The organism is Aporhodopirellula sallentina SM41 (assembly GCF_000346505.1).
Lineage (GTDB): Bacteria > Planctomycetota > Planctomycetia > Pirellulales > Pirellulaceae > Rhodopirellula > Rhodopirellula sallentina.
On the sequence record NZ_ANOH01000445.1, the window covers coordinates 1 to 20987 of the forward strand.

Annotated in this window: 17 protein-coding genes; 11 read left to right on the plus strand and 6 right to left on the minus strand. The window is 57.7% G+C overall.

The window, feature by feature from the left end; all coding sequences use genetic code 11:
- Positions 1–52: 52 nt before the first annotated feature.
- Positions 53–349 carry an NAD(P) transhydrogenase subunit alpha gene (locus tag RSSM_RS29050; RefSeq protein WP_044303951.1) on the minus strand — a complete coding sequence of 99 codons (297 nt, stop codon included), beginning with the start codon at positions 347–349 and terminating at the stop codon, positions 53–55.
- A gap of 18 nt (positions 350–367) precedes the next feature.
- Complete coding sequence (locus RSSM_RS29055; protein ID WP_044303952.1) at positions 368–1498, minus strand: Re/Si-specific NAD(P)(+) transhydrogenase subunit alpha; 1131 nt, start codon at positions 1496–1498, stop codon at positions 368–370.
- A 196-nt stretch (positions 1499–1694) separates the two neighbouring features.
- Between RSSM_RS29055 and RSSM_RS29060 the strand changes: the two genes are divergently transcribed.
- Entirely contained in the window at positions 1695–3206 is a 1512-nt protein-coding gene (locus tag RSSM_RS29060) for an arylsulfatase (RefSeq protein ID WP_008688296.1), read from the plus strand.
- A gap of 62 nt (positions 3207–3268) precedes the next feature.
- Here RSSM_RS29060 and dtd read toward each other — a convergent pair whose 3' ends face one another.
- Entirely contained in the window at positions 3269–3721 is a 453-nt protein-coding gene (gene dtd, locus RSSM_RS29065) for a D-aminoacyl-tRNA deacylase (RefSeq protein ID WP_008688297.1), read from the minus strand.
- A gap of 69 nt (positions 3722–3790) precedes the next feature.
- Here dtd and RSSM_RS29070 point away from each other — a divergent pair, with 69 nt between their 5' ends.
- Positions 3791–4696, plus strand: a complete 906-nt coding sequence (locus RSSM_RS29070) for a DUF1559 family PulG-like putative transporter (RefSeq protein ID WP_008688299.1) — start codon at positions 3791–3793, stop codon at positions 4694–4696.
- Positions 4697–4848: 152 nt separating this feature from the next.
- Here RSSM_RS29070 and RSSM_RS29075 read toward each other — a convergent pair whose 3' ends face one another.
- The gene (locus tag RSSM_RS29075) at positions 4849–6063 is read right to left on the minus strand and encodes an argininosuccinate synthase (protein ID WP_008688302.1); all 1215 of its coding nucleotides are present in this window, start codon (positions 6061–6063) and stop codon (positions 4849–4851) included.
- A gap of 140 nt (positions 6064–6203) precedes the next feature.
- Between RSSM_RS29075 and larB the strand changes: the two genes are divergently transcribed.
- Together larB and RSSM_RS29085 are read left to right on the plus strand one after the other, a co-directional pair.
- Positions 6204–7124: a nickel pincer cofactor biosynthesis protein LarB gene (gene larB, locus RSSM_RS29080; protein ID WP_008688304.1), complete on the plus strand. Its 921-nt coding sequence runs from the start codon at positions 6204–6206 to the stop codon at positions 7122–7124.
- Between the two features lie 240 nt (positions 7125–7364).
- On the plus strand, positions 7365–8246 hold the full coding sequence (locus RSSM_RS29085) for an NAD(P)H-hydrate dehydratase (protein WP_008688306.1): 882 nt from the start codon (positions 7365–7367) through the stop codon (positions 8244–8246).
- A gap of 76 nt (positions 8247–8322) precedes the next feature.
- On the opposite strand, the gene RSSM_RS29090 is transcribed toward RSSM_RS29085, so the two are convergent.
- Positions 8323–9810 carry a Do family serine endopeptidase gene (locus RSSM_RS29090; protein WP_008688307.1) on the minus strand — a complete coding sequence of 496 codons (1488 nt, stop codon included), beginning with the start codon at positions 9808–9810 and terminating at the stop codon, positions 8323–8325.
- Positions 9811–10283: 473 nt separating this feature from the next.
- Here RSSM_RS29090 and glgC point away from each other — a divergent pair, with 473 nt between their 5' ends.
- From glgC to RSSM_RS29125, 7 genes are all read left to right on the plus strand, one after another.
- On the plus strand, positions 10284–11555 hold the full coding sequence (glgC, locus tag RSSM_RS29095; protein ID WP_044303953.1) for a glucose-1-phosphate adenylyltransferase: 1272 nt from the start codon (positions 10284–10286) through the stop codon (positions 11553–11555).
- 28 nt (positions 11556–11583) lie between these two features.
- A complete protein-coding gene (locus RSSM_RS29100; protein WP_044303954.1) occupies positions 11584–12564 on the plus strand; it encodes a diguanylate cyclase in 981 nt (326 codons plus the stop codon).
- A 134-nt stretch (positions 12565–12698) separates the two neighbouring features.
- Entirely contained in the window at positions 12699–13730 is a 1032-nt protein-coding gene (locus tag RSSM_RS29105) for a bifunctional riboflavin kinase/FAD synthetase (protein ID WP_236621466.1), read from the plus strand.
- A 42-nt stretch (positions 13731–13772) separates the two neighbouring features.
- Complete coding sequence (locus RSSM_RS29110) at positions 13773–14765, plus strand: DHH family phosphoesterase (RefSeq protein ID WP_008688313.1); 993 nt, start codon at positions 13773–13775, stop codon at positions 14763–14765.
- A 110-nt stretch (positions 14766–14875) separates the two neighbouring features.
- The gene (locus tag RSSM_RS29115; protein WP_261340273.1) at positions 14876–16963 is read left to right on the plus strand and encodes an FAD-dependent oxidoreductase; all 2088 of its coding nucleotides are present in this window, start codon (positions 14876–14878) and stop codon (positions 16961–16963) included.
- 78 nt (positions 16964–17041) lie between these two features.
- On the plus strand, positions 17042–18055 hold the full coding sequence (trhO, locus tag RSSM_RS29120) for an oxygen-dependent tRNA uridine(34) hydroxylase TrhO (RefSeq protein WP_008688318.1): 1014 nt from the start codon (positions 17042–17044) through the stop codon (positions 18053–18055).
- 41 nt (positions 18056–18096) lie between these two features.
- A complete protein-coding gene (locus RSSM_RS29125) occupies positions 18097–20292 on the plus strand; it encodes an APC family permease (protein WP_008688320.1) in 2196 nt (731 codons plus the stop codon).
- Positions 20293–20322: 30 nt separating this feature from the next.
- On the opposite strand, the gene RSSM_RS29130 is transcribed toward RSSM_RS29125, so the two are convergent.
- Positions 20323–20925 (minus strand): DUF2585 family protein, encoded by a 603-nt coding sequence (locus RSSM_RS29130; RefSeq protein WP_008688322.1) that lies wholly within the window; start codon positions 20923–20925, stop codon positions 20323–20325.
- Positions 20926–20987 lie beyond the last annotated feature (62 nt).

Sequence of the window (20987 nt, forward strand, 5' to 3'; positions counted from 1 at the left end):
AAGACGAACAGGACTGCAGAAACGATGTAGACGGCACCAATCCATTCTGGGCTCATGATCGTGCCTCCGGTTCATCTTTCTTTTTAAACATGCCGAGCATGCGGTCGGTGACCATGTAGCCGCCGACCACGTTAATCGTTGCGAAGAACACCGCCAGAGCGCCGAGAGCGGTCGCCCACTGGTCCATGCCGCCTCCGGCGAGCGTAAGAGCGCCGACGACGGTGATCCCCGAAATGGCGTTCGCGCCTGACATGAGGGGTGTGTGCAATGTTGCGGGAACTTTTGAGATCAGTTCGAATCCCAAAAAGATCGACAACATCAAAACGAAACCCAGTAGCACGGTTTCCATGATTGTTTCTCGTGGTGGTTAGTTTTTATCTAGCAACATTGGATGAACGATTTGGCCGTCACGCGTGATCACGGCGGCTTGGGCGATCTCGTCTTCGGGCGAAAGGTCCCAGGTTTTGGATTCGTCGTCCCAAAAGTCGCTGATCAGGCTGACGAGATTGTTCGAGTACATTTCGCTCGCGTTACGGCAGACGTGTGAGGGCAGGTTGCCCATGCCGAGGATTTTGACCCCGCCGACGTCGACGATTTCGTTCAGTACCGAACCTTCGACGTTGCCTCCGGATTCGACGGCCATGTCGACGACGACACTGCCCGGCCCCATCGCGGCGACCATGTCAGCGGTAACGATTCGAGGTGCGGGGCGACCAAACAGTTGTGCCGTGGTGATGACCACATCGGAGGCGGCGATTACTGCTGCCTGTCCCTGTTTTTGCAGTTCGATTTGTTCCGGAGTGAGAGCTTTGGCGTAGCCCTGTTCGGTTTGCCCGACTTCGCCAAGATCGATCTCGACGAATTTGGCACCGAGCGAGCGGACCTGTTCGGCAACAACGGGGCGTGTGTCGAAGGCCTCGACTCGCGCGCCGAGTCGTTTGGCGGTGGCGATCGCCTGCAATCCTGCGACGCCGGCGCCGATCACGAACACACGTGCGGGGCGGATGGTTCCCGACGGCGTCATCATCATCGGGAACGCTTTGGGGCAGTGATACGCGGCCTGGATGACGGTGACGTAGCCGGCCAAGTTGGCCTGGGATGACAACGCGTCCATCTTTTGCGCCCGCGTGCTCCGCGGGATCATTTCCATCGACAGGGCCGTGACGCCGCGGGCGGCCATCGCGTCGACTAAATCGCGGCGGTTCATCGGGTCGAGGAAACTGATATGTGTCGAACCGCTTTTGAGCGACTCGATGTCTTGCATCTCGGGTTGTCGGACGCGAAGAACGATGTCTGACTGATTCAAAATGGCCTGACGGTCGGTTTCGATCGTGACGCCGACTTCTGTGTATTGTTCGTCCGGAAAACCGGAGGGCGACCCTAAGCTCGACTCAGCGACAACCTCGAAACCGAGCCGAATCAGCTTCTTTGCGTTGTCGGGTACGAGTGCTGTTCTGAGTTCGCCTGGCCATGTTTCGGCCGGCACACCAATTCGCATTTCAATTCTCGATTGTTTCACGTTGGGACATCTCGAACCGTCATTACCAGCCTAAGCTGGCCGGCGCGCGAAAGAAAGTAGATGCGACGTTTCGGAGCGCTGCCGCGGCGTGTGGTAGATTATAGGCGTCGTAGGAGCACGCCCGTGTGATGGGGAGCGTGAAGGGAATCGTAGCGATGAACGTGTTGGAGATTTTATGAATCGGCGTCTGCTCGTGGTTGGGATGGTCTGTTTTCTATCGCTGTTCATTGTTGGGAATACCAGTTCGCTGGCATCGGACCAGGACGCGACGCCTCCTAATATCGTGCTCATTTTGGCGGACGATTTGGGATACGGTGAACTCGGTTGCTATGGCCAGCAAAAGATCAAAACGCCCAACCTGGATCGCCTCGCCGAGCAGGGAATGCGGCTGACGGAGCACTACTGCGGTGCACCGGTGTGTGCCCCGTCGCGGTGTGTGTTGATGTCGGGACGGCATCTCGGCCACAGTGAGATTCGCGGCAATCGTGACTCGGGAAATGGAAAAAAGTTTCCCGGGCAATGGCCGATCTCCGATGCTCTGGTCACGATCGCCGAAGTGTTGCAGCGGGCCGGTTACGCGACCGGTGGTTTTGGCAAATGGGGACTCGGGCCGACCGAATCTTCGGGCGGGCCGAACCGGCAGGGCTTTGATCGCTTCTTTGGTTATAACTGCCAACGCAATGCACACAGTTACTACCCGCCGTTTCTCGATAGTGACGATCAGCGGGAAATGCTCAACGAATCTCCGGTTACCGGGCATCTGAAAAAGCCGAGCGGTGAAGTCGTTGCGGAGGACTATCGAGCGGACGTTTACGCACCCGATCGGATTCTCACCGAAGCTCTCGATTGGCTCGATCAAAACAGCAGCGGCCCGTTTTTCCTTTACCTGCCTTTCGTCGAACCGCACGTGGCGATGCAACCGCCGCAGGAATGGATTGATCGTTATCCGAAGCAGTGGGACGCGGAAAACGGCCCGTACCGTGGTCAGAACGGGTACCTGCCACATCCACGTCCACGGGCGGCGTACGCGGCAATGATCTCGGATCTCGATGAACATGTCGGAGCGGTGATGGACCGACTCAAAAAACGCGGCGTAGAAGACAACACGATTGTTGTTTTTACGTCCGACAACGGTCCCACGCATGGCGGTCGCGATCCGCGGTTTCACATCGGCGGCGCCGCGTGTTCTTTTTTCGATTCCGCCGCCGGTCTAAAAGGGTACAAGGGTAGTTGTTATGAAGGCGGGTTGAAGGTGCCGTGTTTGGTCCGTTGGCCGGGGAAGGTGGCCGCCGGCAGCATTTCGTCGGTGCCGTCGTACTTTCCCGATTGGTTTGCCACGTTGGTTGCGATCAGCGGAGTCGGTCTATCCGGCGACCAACGAGGTGACGGCGTGGATTTGACGCCCGCCCTGACCGGAAAGGGCGAGGTGTGTCGGGAACAGCCGATGATTTGGGAGTTCGCCGGGTATGGTGGGATCTTTGCGATTCGAGACGGCGAGTGGAAAGCGGTGCGAAGGCAAACCAAACGCAAAAAGCCCGCAGCGTGGGAGCTGTATCATCTCGCAACCGATCCGTATGAGTCCACCGACGTGGCGGCAAATCATCCTGAGATTGTCGATCGGCTCGAACGCGAATTTTTGGAGAATCGGTTTCCCGAGCCTGACTTTCCCCAACCGTTGATCGACTGACGGCAGGGTTTTTGGCGGCAGTGGGGCGTGACGGCTGGGTTTCGTTTTGTCGCGAGACGGTATCAGCGAACGATTTCGTCGGAGTCGAGGATGATTGTCACCGGTCCGTCGTTGACCAGCGACACGGCCATGTCGGCGGCGAAGATTCCTGTTGCGACGGGGATCCCGAGCGAGGTGAGATGGTCGGCGTAGTTCTGGTAGAGTTCTTTGGCGATGTCCGGCGAGGCGGCGCCGGTGAAGGATGGGCGTCTGCCTTTGCGACAATCGGCCAGGAGTGTGAATTGGCTGATCGCGAGCACGCCGCCTCCGGTATCCATGACGTTGCGATTCATCTTGCCCTCTTCGTCGGAGAAAATCCGCAGGTTGGCGGTTTTCTCCGCGAGTACCCTCACCGTTTCCGTGGTATCTCCGTGTGCGATGCCCACCAGGGCGACCAAGCCGTGATCGATTTTCCCAACGATTTCATGATTGACGTGGACGTTGGCTTGAAGGCTTCGCTGCAGGATGACTTTCACGTCGAAGTCTCGCTAAGATAGTGTTGTTGAAAGAGTGGATTTTTCTTTGTCGCGTTGTCCGTGAATCGTATGCCGTATTTGTTTACTTGCCCACACTGCCACACGCGAACGGAAGTGGAAGATGAGTTCAGCGGTCAATCGGGCGAATGCGTGGTTTGTGGTCGCGAGATCACGTTACCCAATTTTGCTCCCGGTGCGGGTTCGCGTGCTGCGATGACGGGATCGGGAAAGAAACGCCAACGTTCGGCCGCCTGGGTGGCCGCAGCGGTGGTGATGTTGTTGCTGGTCGGATCGTCCATCGTCGCGATCGCGCGTATTGGCGGTTCAACGGCCAACAGGCTGCGTCAGGGCCGCGAGCGGATCGCCAGCATTAAGAATTTGGAGACGATCGCTGAAGCACTCAACGCATACGCGGCCGATCACGGCAGTTATCCTCCGCCGGCGATCAGGAGTCGCACCGGCAAGCCGTTGTTGTCGTGGCGTGTGATGATTTTGCCGTACCTCGGCGAGGAAGAGTTATACGATCGTTTCAACCTCAGCGCGGCATGGGACAGCAACACAAACCAGATGCTGAGTTATCAAGACATGCCTGTGGTTTACCGACATCCCGACAACCAGGGATGGGCGTCGGACACGCCCTATCATTTGGTGACGGGGACAGGAACATTGTTTCCAGCCAGCGGGGCGCTCGGGCCGAAGCAAGTGGTCGATGGTGCCACCAAGACGATCCTGTTGACCGAAGCGAGAGTGTCGAGTGTTTGGACGGAGCCGATTGATTTGGACTTCGCCGTTTCAGCAGGGCGAATCAACACGACCGCGGGTAGCGACTTTGGTGGTGTTACCGAGGGAGGCGTGTGTGTGGCGACGGTTGACGGGCGTGGGCATTTTCTGTCGGAGTCGACTGCGGCGTTGACCGTCAATGCGTTGGTTACGCCGAGGGGCGGAGAGCCGTTGGCGGACGACGTCTTGGACTGAGTAGAGTTTTGGACTGAGTAAAGTCTTGGAGCGATCGAAGTTTTGGGCTGAGTAAAACGCCGATGCCGCAAGGTTGCGTTGACGTAAAAAACGCCTGCAACCCGTTGTTCCGAGTTGCAGGCGTTGATGCCATGCGATGAGCGTTCGTCGGCTTAGAACTTACGTGGTGTGACGCGGCCCTGAACTCGGCAAGGCAGTCCGTGGATCCGCAGGAAGCCTTCGGCGTCATCTTGGTTGTACGAGCCGCCGCCTTCCATGGTCGCGATTTCTTCGTCGTAGAGACTGTTCGGGCTTTGTCGCGAGGAGACCATGATGTTGCCCTTGTACAGTTGCAACGTGACTTCGCCGGTGACTGGTTTTTGAGCTTCGCGGATGAACGCGAAGAGCGAATCCATTTTGGGCGTGTACCAGAATCCGTAGTAAACCATCTCGGCGACTTCCGGGGCGAGTCGGTCTCGAAGGTGCATCAGGTCGCGATCCATCGTGAGTTGTTCGATGTACATCAACGCGTCGTAGAGCACGGTCATGCCGGGCGACTCGTAGACGCCGCGGCTCTTCATTCCGACGAAGCGGTTTTCGACCATGTCGATCCGGCCGACGCCGTTGCGTCCACCGATGATGTTGAGTTGTTCGACCATCTCCAGGGCGGAGATTTTCTTTCCGCCCAGGGTGACCGGTACTCCGGATTCGAAACCGATCGTGACTTCTTCGGGTTGGTCAGGTGCTTCTTGAGGAGAAACGCCCATTCCGAATTCGACGAGTTCGACGCCGTTGACGTCGAGTTCTTCCAGTTTGCCGGCTTCGTAGGAGATGTGCAGCACATTCTCGTCGCTGCTGTATGGCTTCGCCGTGGATGCTTTGACGGGGATTCTTTTGACGTCGCAGTACTCGATCAGTTCGGTTCGGCCGGGGAAGGCGTCACGGAACGATTTGATTCGCCATGGGGCGATCATCTTGATGCTCGGGTCGAGTGCCTCGGCGGCCAACTGGAATCGACATTGGTCGTTGCCTTTGCCGGTTGCACCGTGGGCGTAGGCGGTTGCGCCGACTTCGCGGGCGACTTCCAGCATCACTTTGCTGATCAGTGGGCGGGCGATGGAGGTTCCCAGCAGGTAAATTTGCTCATATTTCGCCTGCCATGAGAGGACAGGGAAGGCGAAATCGCGGCATAACTCTTCGCGGACGTCGACCAGGCGAGAGGAGGCGGCGCCGCAGGTGCGGGCTTTCTCCATGATGGCGTCTCGATCCTCGCACGGCTGGCCCAAATCCACGTAAACACAGTGGACTTCGTATCCCTGGTCTTGGAGCCATCCGAGGATGACGGAGGTATCGAGTCCACCGGAATAGGCCAGCACGCAACTTTTCATATTGAATCAACATCCAATGACGAGAGGAATTTGTCTATGTTTTGGGGGTCGATCATTTAAGTGGCCGCTGCCCAAACACGCAAGCGGCAGTATAAATCGGCATTCTTCCCCACATCGTCATTCTGCCCACAAAATTCCCGATGATCCCCCCTGCCCCGCAATCCTCCTCTGACGGAAACGTCGCCCCCAATGCCCGGCCGGATTCCGGTGCTTTGCTCGATTTGCTCGCATCGGTTGCGAAAGGAACCGTCGGCGTTGAGCAGGCGGCCGGCAGCGTTGCGTCGATGATTTCCACCGCGAGTGGCGAGAACTTGGCAGCGTTGGGTGGCGTCGCGGAGATTCCGGGCGCGACCGTGGACCTGGGCCGCCGCGATCGGTGCGGGTTCGGCGAGGTGATCTACGGCGAGGGCAAAAGCACCGATCTGATGATCCGGATCGTCGAGACTCAGCTCGAGGCCGGGCAGACTTGTTTGATCACTCGGATCGATCCAACCTCGGCGGCGCAGTTGCGACGCCATTTTCCACACACACACCACAATCCACACGCGCGAACGCTGCGGATCGCGTCCGAGATCGACCTTCTCGCCACACCGGTTCTCGACGACAGTTGCCCGCACGTGGCGGTCGTGACGGCGGGCAGCACGGATGCGGCGGTGGCGGAGGAAGCGGTTGAGACGCTGACGTGGATGGGCGTTCCGCATCTGCGAGTCGAAGACATCGGCGTTGCCGGGCCGCAGCGTTTGTTGGCGGCGGTTCCGGCGTTGCGAAAAGCGTCGGCGATTGTGGTGATCGCTGGCATGGAAGGTGCACTACCGCCGACGGTCGCCGGTCACGTCAGCGTACCTGTCTTCGCCGTGCCAACGAGCATGGGATACGGTGCGAACTTCGGTGGTTTGACACCGTTGATGGGGATGTTGACCGCGTGTGCACCCAACGTGGCGGTCGTCAATATCGATGCCGGATTCAAAGGGGCGTATTTGGGAGGTCTGATCGCCGCTCAATTGATCGCTGCCGAGAATCATGCAAAGCAACCGTCGTCCAATCAATACGAAGGCGTTTAGAACCTAGCCGGTAGTTCGTCAGCCGATCGGCGTTCGCCGCGGTTTCCATGGGAGAACCGAATCGAACGCCCGCCGGCTGATTGGTTTTCGGCGTTTTCAGATAGGTTCCTCGAGTCGCTGTTCGAGAGGATTGAGAACGGATGGCTCGGGATTGTTTGGGAAGAGAGCCTTCACGTTGGGTTCGTCGTTCGGTTTGGGACCGATGCGTGTTTTCTTCTTCTATCTTTTGAGCGAGCCATTATGTCACGTCCTGTTACACTGCCGCCGCGAAACGCATCGGATCATAAAGGGACGTTTGGGCGGGTGTTGTTGGTCGGTGGTTCACGTGGCATGGCGGGGTCGATCTCTCTGTCGTCGATCGCGGCGCTGCATACCGGTTCGGGGTTGGTCTCGTCCGCGGTGCCTGACGTCGTTTTAGAAACGGTTGCCGGTTTTCACGCGGCGTTGATGACGATCGGGTTGCCCGCCGAAGACGGCAGGTTCTCCAGCGATGCGTGGGAGTCGCTCTGTGGGCGAGTGTCCACTCAAAATGCGATCGGAACCGGTCCAGGCATGACGACGGAATCAGGCAGCGTGGCGATTGTCGAAGGTTTGTTGAAACAGCGGCAAACGCCCGTCGTATTGGATGCCGACGCGTTGAACGTGATTTCGAGTCAAGGTTGGTTGGACGGTGACGAGTTGGCTCGGGGCAAAGACGATGCGGCGGTCGTCTTCACGCCACATCCCGGCGAACTGTCGCGTCTCACCGGTGTTCCCGCGAGTGATGTTGATGGTCAGGTACGCGCCGCGGGGGAACTGTCGAAACGTCTCGGGTTCACGATCGTGGTCAAGGGAGGCCCGACTCGCGTGGTGGGGCGCGGTTCGGACGATTCTCCGGTGCAGACTTATGTCAACACGACGGGGAATCCCGCGATGGCGACGGCCGGGTGTGGCGATGTATTGACCGGCGTGATCACGTCGTTGCTCGGACAGGGTTTGTGCGGATGGGATGCCGCTCGGCTCGGCGTTTGGATACACGGTCGTGCGGGCGACGTTGCCGCGTCTCGAATCAGCTCGGCGGGGATGACCGCAGTGCATCTGGTCGAGACGCTCGCGTTGATCGCTGACGAGATGTCGGAATGAAAAAAGCCGCCATGGGACTCGGTTTTCCACATGACGGCTTTCGACGGTTGATTGACCGTGGATGGCGGGGCGAGAGTTAGCGGATCACGAGCAGCATTCGCGTGTTGCCCCGTCGAACGACCACTTGCAGCGGCACCTGTTGACGTTGGGCTTCGGCGAGAAGCTGGGTCAACTGCGCGACCGAGTTCACCGGTCGGTTCGCGGCGGCTTCGATCACGTCGCCGACTTGCATTCCGGCGTCCGCTGCGATGCCTTCGTCACTGACACTGGTAACGATCAGGCCTTGCTCGAGGTCAGTGTAGCCGTAGCGTTCGGCCGAACGCGGCGTGACGGGTTCGAGTTCGGCTCCCCAGGCGGTGCCCGCGCCGAACATTGCCATCGCTTGGTCGGTGCGTTCCTGCAGGTTGACGGTCACGTTCATGATCTTCCCGTTACGGTTGACCTTCATTTGGACACTCTCGCCCGGTGGACGGCTCGCGATGTAGTTCACCAGACGCGAACTCGTCGTGACGGGACGTCCGTCTGTTTCCAGGATCACGTCACCCGGTTGCAGATTCGCGTTTGCGGCCGGTTGTCCTGCCAGGACGCCACGGATCAACGCACCCTTGTTTACTTTGAGGCCGAACTCTTCGACCACTTCAGGGGTAACGTCGGCGACTTGGGCGCCGAGGAAACCACGACGAACTTCACCGTTTTCGATGATCGACATCAAAACCGGACGTGCGAGCCCGACGGGGATTGCGAACCCGATCCCGGCGCTGGCACCGGAACGGGACAGGATTGCGGTGTTGATACCGATCAGTTCACCTCGCAGGTTCACGAGCGGTCCGCCCGAGTTACCGGGGTTGATCGCCGCGTCGGTTTGTAAGAAGTCTTCGAAGCCGTGCCCACCGTCGACAATGCCTTGAACGCGGTTCTTGCCGCTGATGATTCCGGCGGTGACGGTTTGGTCGAGACCGAACGGGCTTCCGATCGCCAGTACCCAGTCACCGACTTGGATCGCGTCACTGTCGCCGAACGGGACGGCTTGGAGGCCTTCGTGTTCGATCTTCAAAACCGCGAGGTCGGTTTCCGGGTCGGTGCCGACGACATCGGCATCGATCGTCACGCCGTCGCTCAGTTCGACCGAAACGATGTCGGCTCCTTCGACGACGTGGTTGTTCGTCAGGATGTAGCCGTCTTCCCGCACGATCACGCCGCTGCCCTGGCCTTGTTGTTGGGGTTGGGCGTTTTGGCGGCCGCGTCCGTCGCGGAAGTACTGTTCAAAACCAGGCGGCAATTGCCGGCGGATGCTCGGTGGTAGGCGTTGGACGCGTGCGGCGACGTCGGTCTTGGTACTGATGCTGACAACACTCGGACGCATCACATCGGCGACCGTTCGGAAGACGCTCGAGATGTCTTGGGCGGTGTTGAGGCTTTGTGTCGCGGCGCGGCCGCGAATTTGCTGGTCTGCGTAGGCGTCGTTGTTGGCACCCTGCGGCAGGCTCATCATCACGCCCGCAACGAGCGTGGCGACCCATGCGGTCGCGAGGACGATGCTGATTCGCTTCCATTGCTTTTGCATATTGGCGTTCTCCAAATTTGGGGAAGTTGGGGATTCTCGATAGAACGGCCGTTCAGTTGGCCCATTCAGAGGGCTACGTAACGGCACGAAATTTGGTTGATCATTCGCATCCGAAAATGCGAGGGCAAATGTGGCAGCGAATTTGCTGCGACATAATTGCATAAGCAAACAACGCACCAATTTGGTAACTTGTTCGCGGGGAGTGTGACAGTTTGGTGCTCTCGCGACCCCTTTTGTGTGCATGAAGGGGCCGTAGGTGCCCGATAAGAGTCTTCATCGCATTCGGTTTGGTATCAAGAAGCGTTGGTCAGATTTGCCAAACGTTGTAATTCTTTCCAGTGTGATTGGGTGGGCGTGATCGGGTGAGTGTGATCGAGTGAGTGCCACCATGCTCCGTGGTGAAGGAGTGTCTTGCGGATGCTGTTTGCCGTGGGGCGGGTTTCCGTTTCGAGGTTCGTAGTGAGTCGTGTGAAATGATGGATCCAGATATGATGCAACGAACCGTAACGGTGATCTTGGCGGGGGGACGTGGGTCGCGTCTCGAACCGTTGACGCGAGACCGTGCGAAACCGGCCGTGCCGATTGGCGGCAGCTATCGCATTATTGATTTCGTGCTGAGCAATTGTCTCAACAGTGGCATGCGACGCTTGTTATTGTTAACGCAGTACAAGGCCCAGTCGCTCGACCGTCACATCCAGCTCGCGTGGACGAACTATTTTTGTCGCGAACTCGGCGAGTTCATCGACGTTGTTCCTCCACAGCAACGAATCGATGACAATTGGTATCAAGGCACCGCCGACGCGGTTTATCAAAACATCTACGCGATCGAACGCGAGATGCCCGAGCACGTCGTGATCCTCGCCGGGGATCACCTCTACAAGATGAACTATCACACGATGGTGGATTTTCATCATCGAACGGGCGCCGACATCACCGTTGGCGCGTTGCCGGTGTCCCGGGACGAAGCACGGCAATTCGGGGTCATGCAGGCGGATGTCGATAACCGGTTGATCGAATTCGAAGAGAAGCCCGAGAACCCGAAACCGACGCTCGAAAATCCGGACGTATGTCTGGCGTCGATGGGGATTTATGTCTTCAACACACGGTTTTTGTTCGAACGGCTGTGCGACGATGCGACCGATCCGAACAGCAGCCATGATTTCGGCAAGAACATCATTCCCGCCGCGATCAAGGACAGCAACGTGTTCGCGTTCCCGTTCACCGATGAGAATCGCAAACGGGAGGCGTACTGGCGCGACGTGGGGACGCTCGACGCCTACTACGAAGCCAACATGGATTTGGTGACCGTTGACCCGCAGTTGAACCTGTACGACGCCGAGTGGCCGATTCGCTCGTTCCGCCCCCAGTTGCCGCCTCCCAAGTTCGTCTTCGGCAGCGAGGGGCGATCGAGCCGTCGCGGTGTGGCACTCGATTCGATCATCTGCCAGGGGGCCATTCTCAGCGGCGGCAGTGTGATGCGTTCGATTATCGGCGCGGGATGCCGGGTGAACAGCTATTCGCAGATCGAAGACAGCATCCTGTTTGACAACGTCGAGGTCGGCCGCCACAGCCGAATCCGTCGGGCGATTATCGACAAAGGTGTGCGGATCCCACCGGAAACGGAAATCGGCTATGATCCCGTTTTAGATGCCGCCCGAGGGTTGACGGTGACGGACAGCGGGTTGGTCGTGATTGCTCGGGGCGAGTTGATTCAGGCCAACAATTCAGTGTCTTCGTTAGCCTGATTATTTACTTGTCAGGATTGGTGCACTGATGCCACCCGTGAATGCTCTGCTGTTGATTGGCAGCTCGATCCTTGCTGTCGTTTTGGTCCTGATCGGGTATTGGTTTGGCAGACGACGCCCAGGGAGGGCGAGAACGGTCGAGTTGGCCCCGTTGGTCGATGAGGATGATCGCCAACGAATCGTCGGGCTGTTGCAGAGTTTGGCCCGCTGGACGAATGAGTACTCCGGGAACGTGTCGACCTACCAATCTGACCTGCAGCAGATCAGTAACGACGTCCGGCAGAGTCTCAACGCCGTTCAGAAAGAACGCCAATCGCTCGGTGCCAAACCTGGCGACGCGCAGATGCTCGGCGACGCACGGATGATGACGCTGATTTCGCAGATCATGGGCACCAATGAGGAACTGCAGTCGCGGTTGCATGCCGCCGAAAAACAGCTCGAAGAGCAAACGCAGCAAATCGAGTCCTACCTGACCGAGGCCCGCACCGACGGATTGACCGGGTTGTTTAACCGGCGGGCACTCGACCGAAAACTCGACGAAATGTTTTCGATCTATCGCGGGGGAGGCAGTTCGTTCGTGTTGATCCTGGTCGACATCGATCACTTTAAATCGATCAACGATAACTACGGCCACCCGGTTGGCGATTTGGTCCTGCAGCGAATCGCAACGATTCTCGAAGCCAACATGAGCGACGCCAAAATCGTTGCGAGATTCGGTGGCGAGGAGTTTGCGATCTTGACCGACATCCCGCTGCGTATGGCGGCAGACCGAATGAACAAGCTGCGAAAACAGATCGCAGAGGAACCGATTCAGACCGGCAAGGACAATATCAGTGTCACCATGAGTGTGGGGTTGAGCGAACCGCGTGACGATCTCGCGATCGGACCGATCGTCCGGCGTACCGATGAGGCGTTGTACTGTGCCAAGAACCGGGGCCGCAATCGCGTGTACTTCAATGACGGTTCGGGCCCGCAATTGGTCGGTGCCCCGGAAATCGCACGGTCGTGATTGTTACCCCGGCGTGATTGTTACCTCGGCGTGATTGTTACCTCGGCGTGATTGTCACCTAACCGATCGGCAGTTCATCAGGCATACTGACACCGAACTCACCCGACCTGATTGAATTGATTGCCTGATACGAAATGTCATCGCCCTGCCCTCCCCCGACACAGATATTGATGCTCGATGCGTTGGATGCTCGCGCGTCTGCCCGGGAGGGAAAAGCCGGCGGCGATGCCGCGGACGCTCCCGAGCGGCCCTCTGTCTCGCACGGGGCTGTCAGTATCGGAAACTTCGACGGTGTGCATGCCGGTCACCGTGAGTTGCTCGCTCGCACCCGCGCCAACGCCGATGCCGTAGGTGGACCGGCGGTGGTTGTGGTGCTCGACCCGCATCCGGCGTCGGTTCTGAGACCACACAGCGCCCCGACTCGTTTAACGACCATCGAACGTCGTGCCGAACTGATGAGCGAGATCGGGATTGATACGTTGGTCGTGTGCCCGGTCAGTATCGAGTTCCTCAACCGTACCGCGAACGACTTTTTCGACTATCTCATCGTCCAGCGCCTGCAGGCGAAAGCGGTCGTCGAAGGTCCGAACTTTTTCTTCGGACGCGACCGCGGCGGTGATGTTCATGTTTTGAAAGATTTGTGCGAGCAGTCCGGCATGCGGCTCGAGGTCGTCCATCCGCGAATCGACGACGGACGGCTGATCAGCAGTTCACGAATTCGAGAAGCCATCTCGGCCGGACAAATCGAATTTGCCAACACGATGTTGCAATCGAATTACCGCATCTCCGGGCGAGTCACCACCGGAGAGCGACGGGGACGACAGATCGGATTCCCGACCGCGAATTTGACGGGCATCCAAACACTCGTGCCTGACAACGGAGTGTATGCGGCGAAGGTGACGATCGGCGGATCCAATGAGGTTTCGGGCGACAGCGGTCGCGAACTTCGCGCGGCGGTTCATGTCGGTCCCAATCCCACGTTCGATGAGGAACGCAGGACGAAGGTGGAGGTGCATTGTTTGGATTACGATGGCGATCTGTACGATCGTGAACTCACCGTCGAATGGATCGCCCGCATACGTCCCATCGAGAAATTCACCGACGTCGACGCGTTGAAGCAGCAATTGCACCGTGATGTTGCCCGCGTCCGTGAAATCATTCAATAAGCCTTATTTCAGTTGTTTTATCTTTAGAAAGAAAGTGTCTCCGTGGGAGTCAATTGGAAAGCGTTCGTAAATCAGATCAGTCATTATCAGTCCTTTATCCTGGTCAGTCACATTCGTCCGGATTGCGACGCACTCGGCAGTGAACTCGGGATGGCCGAGGTGTTACGGGCAGTCGGTAAAGACGTTCGCATCGTCAACGCCCACCGAACACCACCGGCGTTATCGTTCCTCGATCCCGCCGGCAAAATCGACGTGCTCGGCGATAGTGTCGAAGCGGAAGACGTCAAAGCCGACTGCATCATGATTCTCGATACCAGTGCGTGGGCGCAGCTCGGAGACATGGGCGACGTGATTCGCGCCGCGCGTTGCGACAAAATTGTGGTCGATCACCATGTCGGCGAAGACGACCTCGGTGCGACGATGTACAAGGACTACCAAGCCGAAGCGACCGGGCAACTCGTTGTGCAGGCGGCTGACGCGTTGAACGTTCCGATCACGCGAGCCATGGCGGTCCCGGTCTTCGCCGCGATCGCGACCGATACCGGTTGGTTCCGTTTTCCCAGCGTGACATCGGAGACGTACCGCGTGATCGCGCGGTTAATGGACGTCGGCGTGGTGCCGAGCGAGGTTTATGGCGATTTGTATGAACGCGACACACTCGGGCGACTAAAGTTACGCGGTTTGATTCTGTCGCGAACCGCGTCGGAAATCGACGGCGCTCTCGTATACACTTATGTCGAGAAAGAGGACTTCGCCGCTTGTGGTGCCGAACCCAACGACACCGAAGACGCGATCAACTTGACGCTCGCGGTACGCGGTACCCAGGCGGCCGTGATCTTCGTCGGGCAAGTTCGAGGTGGTTTTAAGCTTTCCTTCCGGAGCCGTTGTGGATTGGACTGCAACGAAGTCGCCCGCGAATTCGGTGGCGGCGGGCACAAGGCGGCGGCGGGGGCGTTTCTCGAAGGATCGCTCGATGAGGTGCAGGGACGTGTCCTACCGGTGGTCCGCGAAGCTTTGCAAAAAGCCCTCGCATAAAACAGCGTTCGCGTCACCGCTAAATCTTCGGTCACATTCCCATTCTTCGTTTGAGCAGGATATCTATGTTGTTTCGAGTGTTTGTCATTCTCGCCGTGGCAATTTCCTCAGTGGCGCGCACGCACGGTGAAGACGTTGAGGCAACCCAAACTCACGATGTGGTTGTCTACGGTGGTACCTCGGCGGCAGTAATCGCGGCCGTCCAAGCGAAACGGATGGGCAAGTCGGTAGTGATCGTGTCGCCCGACCGACATCTCGGCGGATTGACCAGCGGTGGTCTCGGTTGGACTGATACCGGGAATAAGTACGTGATCGGTGGACTGTCGAAAGAGTTTTATCAACGCGTCTATGAACACTACCAACAACCCGATGCCTGGACCGCGCAGACTCGCGAGTCCTACGGCAATCGGGCGCAAGGACATCGTGCGAGCGACGACGAGCAAGCAACCATGTGGGTGTTTGAGCCGCATGTTGCCGAGGCAATCTTTGAGGATCTCGTTTCCGAAAACGAGCTGACGGTGGTGCGTGACGCTTGGTTGGATCGAGAATCGGGAGTTGAAAAGCAAGACGGCCGCATCGTTTCGATCAAAACACTCGACGGCCGCAAATTCCCTGGCAAGGTCTTCATTGATGCAACCTACGAAGGCGACCTGATCGCCACGGCGGGAGTGGAGACCACCTTCGGTCGAGAATCGATGCAGCAATACAATGAACCAAACGCCGGCGTCCAAACCGGTGTGCTGCACCATTCACACCACTTCGATGTTCTGCCTCGGCGGGTAGATCCGTACAACATTCCCGGTGATCCAACGAGCGGTGTCATCCCCTTGGTCAGCACCGAACCGCCGGGAGAATTCGGCAGCGGTGATAAGCACGTGCAGGCATACTGCTTTCGAACGTGCTTAACAAACCATGACCCCAACCGCGTGCCGTTCCCGAAACCGGACGGTTATGATCCGGCCGAGTTCGAGTTGATGGTGCGTTGCTTCGAGGCTGGATGGAAAGAGGTGTTCAACAAGTTTGATCCCATCCCGAACCGAAAGACTGATACCAATAACCACGGGCCGCTGAGTTTCGACTACATCGGGATGAGCGATGAATATCCCGAGGCGTCGTATGAGCGGCGGCAAGAAATCATTGAGGAGCACCGTCGGTATCAACAAGGGTTGCTGTATTTCATCGCCAACGATCCACGGGTTCCCGAAGACATTCGTGAGAAGATGGCGAGTTGGGGACTCGCCAAAGATGAGTTCACCGACAACGGCAACTGGCCGCATCAACTTTACGTACGCGAGGCGCGGCGGATGGTTGGTGACTTCGTGATCACGCAGAATCATCTTCAAAAGCGATTGCAAACGCCTGAATCAGTCGGAATGGGATCGTACTCAATCGATTCGCACAACATCCAACGCTATATCACCGACGAAGGCTACGTGCAGAACGAAGGCGATATCGGGGTCAGTACCAACGGTCCGTATCAGATCGCGATGGGATGTTTGTTGCCGAAGGAAGAACAGTGCGAGAATCTCGTGGTTCCGGTTTGCGTTTCGAGCACGCACATGGCGTTCGGGTCGATCCGAATGGAACCCGTCTTCATGATTCTCGGCCAGTCAGCGGCGACGATTGCTGCACTCGCGATCGACAGTGATATGGCGGTGCAAGACGTCGAGTATGACCGTGTAAAAGAGCGACTGCTCGCCGACGGACAGATTCTGGAAACTCCCGAAAGTATCCAATTGCGAATGAAGGCGAAAAAGCTGTACCAAACCAAAACGCTCACCGGAGTGAGCGTGGACGATAATCAGGCCGTCTTGGCGGGTTCATGGCAACTGAGTCATGCGTCGGGTGGATATTTTGAAACCGGATACCGCCATGACGGGAACGGACGCGAGGACAAGTCGACCGCGTCTTTCGAGACCGAGTTGCCCGACTCGGGGTGGTACGAAGTCCGAATCGCATTCCCGCCGCATTCGAATCGATCGACGCGAGCGTTGGTGCAAATTCATCATGCCGATGGGATTGCGGAGGTCCACGTAGACCAAACGCGTGCTCACACGAAAGACGACGCGCCGCTGCGTGTACTCGGTCGATATCGCTTCACCGCCGACTCGCCGGCGAGGGTGGTGGTATCCAACGAAGACTCCGACGGGTACGTGGTCATCGACACGGTCAATTGGCGACCGGTTGACGCAGATTGAGCGAGCGGTTTGCCGATTTTCGAGTCCGGTTGTAGACTTGGCGATTGTCCTTAACGAACCGTTCCTGACTCGCTTTGCATGCAATTTGCCGTGGCTGCCCACACTTCGAATCTCCAGGCGACCTCCCCAGCGATCTCAGCCGACGACCCGCTCGTGTTGGTCGCTGCGTTGTACCGTTTCACTCCGTTGAAGGATTTCGAAACGCTGCAATCGCCGCTGCAGGAACGCATGGATGCACACGAACTGCGGGGTTCGTTGTTGTTGGCCGCCGAGGGCATCAACGGAACCATTTCCGGTCGACCGGCGCAGCTCCGTGGCTTTGTCGACTGGTTGCGTCAAATGGAGCACGACAATCATCGACCGTTTGAGTTGACTGACGTGAAATGGTCCGGTTGCGACGAGTTGCCATTTCGTCGTGCTCGTGTGCGGTTGAAAAAAGAGATCGTGACGATGGGCGTCGAGGGGATCGATCCTCTGCAGAGCGTCGGTACCTATGTGGAACCGCAGGATTGGAACGCGTTGATCGAAGACCCTGATGTGGTCTTGATCGATACCCGCAATGATTACGAAATCGAAATCGGAACATTCGAGGGCGCGATCAATCCCAACACACATACCTTTCGCGAATTTCCGGAATACGTTCAAGAGAACCTCGACCCGAAAGAACATCCCAAGGTGGCAATGTTCTGCACCGGAGGAATTCGTTGCGAGAAGTCGACTGCCTATTTGAAGGAGTGCGGTTTCTCGGAGGTTTATCACCTGCGAGGTGGCATCTTGAACTATCTCGAGAATGTGTCGCCGGAAGAGTCACGGTGGCGAGGTGAGTGTTTTGTTTTTGACAGCCGCGTTTCGGTCGATCATCGATTGCAAGCGGGGCAGTATTCGTTGTGTCACGGATGCGGTTGGCCGGTGACCGAGGAGATGAAAGCCGATTCGAAATACGAACATGGCGTGGCCTGCCCACGGTGTGCCGATCAGGTAACCGATGATCAACGTCGACGACGACGTGAACGACAACGGCAAATCGATCAGCGTCAACTCGCGAGCCAAGAATCCTCTTCGCAGCGAGATTCACAATCGCTACCGGCATAGAGAGTGATTCCGGGAACGGGGATCAGCAGACAGAGCGAAGTTTGAGTTTGATCGGCGCGACCGGCGTCGGTGTGGGCGCGATCGTGGGTGGAGGCATATTGGCGTTGGCCGGTGTGGCGTTCGCAACGACCGGTCCGGGGGCGATCCTGGCGTTTGCACTCAACGGTGTGATCGCGATGTTGACGGCGTTGAGTTTCGCCGAGATGTCATCGAAGTTTCCCGAGTCGGGCGGCACCTATTTATTCTCTCGGAAGGTGCTGTCGGTTGAGTCCGCGTTCACGGTGGGTTGGGTCGTCTGGTTCGCCTCGATCGTCGCCGCGGTTCTGTATGCGATCGGCTTTGGCAGTTTTGCCGGACTGTTGATGCGCGAGTTGTACGCGTTGGATGGTTCGGTGCCCGCGTGGCTCGACGATCCCCGACTGACGCCGGCGATCGCATTGTCCACAACCGTTTTGCTAGCCTCGGTCATGATGATGCGAAGCGGTGGTGGCGGCCCTTGGGTGAACATTGCCAAGGTGGTTGTTTTCACGGTGTTGGTGTTTGGCGGGTTTTGGGCTCTGGCGGGGCAAACGGTTGCCGACACCACACGCGCGATGACTCCGTTTCTGATTTCGGGAACCGGCGGATTGGTTCAAGCGATGGGATACAGTTTCATCGCTCTGCAGGGATTCGATCTGATTGCGGCGGTGGGTGGCGAAGTGCGAGAGCCCGCCCGTAATATTCCCCGCGCGATGATCCTGTCTTTGGTGATCGCGCTTTCGATCTATCTGCCATTGTTGTTTGTATTGGTTGTCGTCGGGACCGACGGGACGAAGACGATCACTGAACTGGCCGCCGAGGATCCGGAAACCGTCGTGGCGGTAGCGGCGAAAGAGTTCCTAGGAGTTGCGGGATATTGGCTGGTAATCGTTGCCGCGGTACTGTCGATGTTCACGGCCCTGCAAGCGAATCTGTTTGCGGCCTCGCGAATCGCATTGGCAATGTCACGCGATCATACTTTGCCCGCGTGGATCTCTCACACGAGCAAACGTTTGCGAACACCGTACGTGGCCGTGTTCGTGACGATGTTGTTGATCTGCGTTCTGATCATTGCTTTGCCGGATGTCGCTGCCGCGGGTGCTGCGTCGAGTTTGATTTTTCTCGTGACGTTTGCGATCGCACATGCTCTCGCGATCTTGGTACGTCGTCGGAGTAGGAATTCACCGCCTCCGTTTCGAACGCCCTTCTATCCGTTCGTTCCGGTCGTCGGCGGGATGGCATGTGTGGGTCTGGCGATCTTTCAAGGTGTCGCGGTGCCTGCTGCCGGTTCGATCGCGGTCGGTTGGCTGAGTATCGGTGGGGTCTTGTTCCTGACCCTTTTCGCGAGGCGTGCTCGCCTGACCGATGTTTCCAATCTCGCTTCCAACCCCGAGTTGGCTCGATTGCGAGGAAACACGCCGCTTGTTTTGGTTCCGATCGCGAACCCGAACAACGCGGTGGCGATGTTGGAACTCGCCGATACTTTGGTTCCCTGGTACGTCGGTCGAGTTTTGGTGCAGACGGTCGTGGTCTCGCCGGTCGACTGGGATCCGGTCGCTCAACCGGCTCCGCTGAATCGTTTGACCCATGTGCAGACTCGCGTGCTGCAGGCGGCGGTGAGGTTAGGAGTTCATTGCGAAACGCTGACGACGGTTTCTTCGAAGCCCCTCGAGGAGATCGCACGCGTGGCAAAAATGCACCGCTGTGAATCGGTGCTGTTGGGCCTCAGCGAGATTACCGAAAACAGTACCGACTCCCCTCTCGAACGACTCCTTGGTGAGTTGTCGACGGACGTGGTGGTGTTGCGTGCTCCGCCTGATTGGGAATTGTCTCAGGCTGAACGAATCCTCGTTCCGGTAGGGGGACGTGGTGGGCATGACTACCTTTTGACTCGTTTGCTCAGTAGTCTTTCGCGGCACCAAAAACGCCAGGTTAAATTCCTTCGAGTGGTGCCGACGAGTATGTTGCCGATGGATCGTCGACGGGTTGCCAAAGAACTCAAACGAACTGCGGAGGAAAACTCAGGCAGCGATTGTGAACAGGAGGTCGTGACGAGCAACGACGTTCTCGGCACCATCACCAACCAAGCGGGCGAAAAAGGGCTGATCGTTCTCGGCGTGCAACGCCTCGGTCCGAGACAAAAGCTCTTTGGTGACTTTACACGAAAGATAGCCCTCGAGTCCGATTCGCCGATCATCATCATCAGCCGTCGCGGGTAAATTGCCCCCGATGCCCCGATGCTGCGGTGACTAGCCCGCCGATTGCCACTCGCGGATCGCGTCAATCGGATACGTCAACATGATAATGTTGATGAGCAGACTGTCTCGGATCCAGAGCAAGCTGATGATTTCGAGTGCGACGAGGACTCCAACGCACGCTCGCCAATCGATCCGGCGTGCCAACCAGATGCCGGCGAGGCACATCAGATAGTCCGAGGTCGAGTTGGCGATGCTGTCCCCGAAATAGTCGAGCGATACTGTGGCCTCGCGGTAACGCTGGATCACCATCGGGGTGTTTTCGAGGATCTCCCATCCGACTTCGATCACGGCGATCGCCATGATTTTCGAGTACGCGGAGACTCGAGCGGGCAAGATTAGGCTGAGCAGCAACCACAGCCCCAGCCCATGTTCAAAGTGTGAAAGCGCGTACGGGTCGAACAGGTGTTGCGAGTTGTGGCTTGACATCACGTCGAATGACCACGGCAACCAATCGCCTTTTTCACACCACCAAACTCGCCCCATCGACCAAAGCGTCACCCACATCAACGCCGCCAGGGCAAACAGCGAGTAGGCGAGTTTGCGTGGTGCTGGTGTTTCGATCGCGGGTTCGGAGAGGTTAGTTTCATTCGACATGTCATCGTTATCGCGGGCGACCTCGGATCCCGCAAGTCACACGTATTTTTAAATCTTGCCTG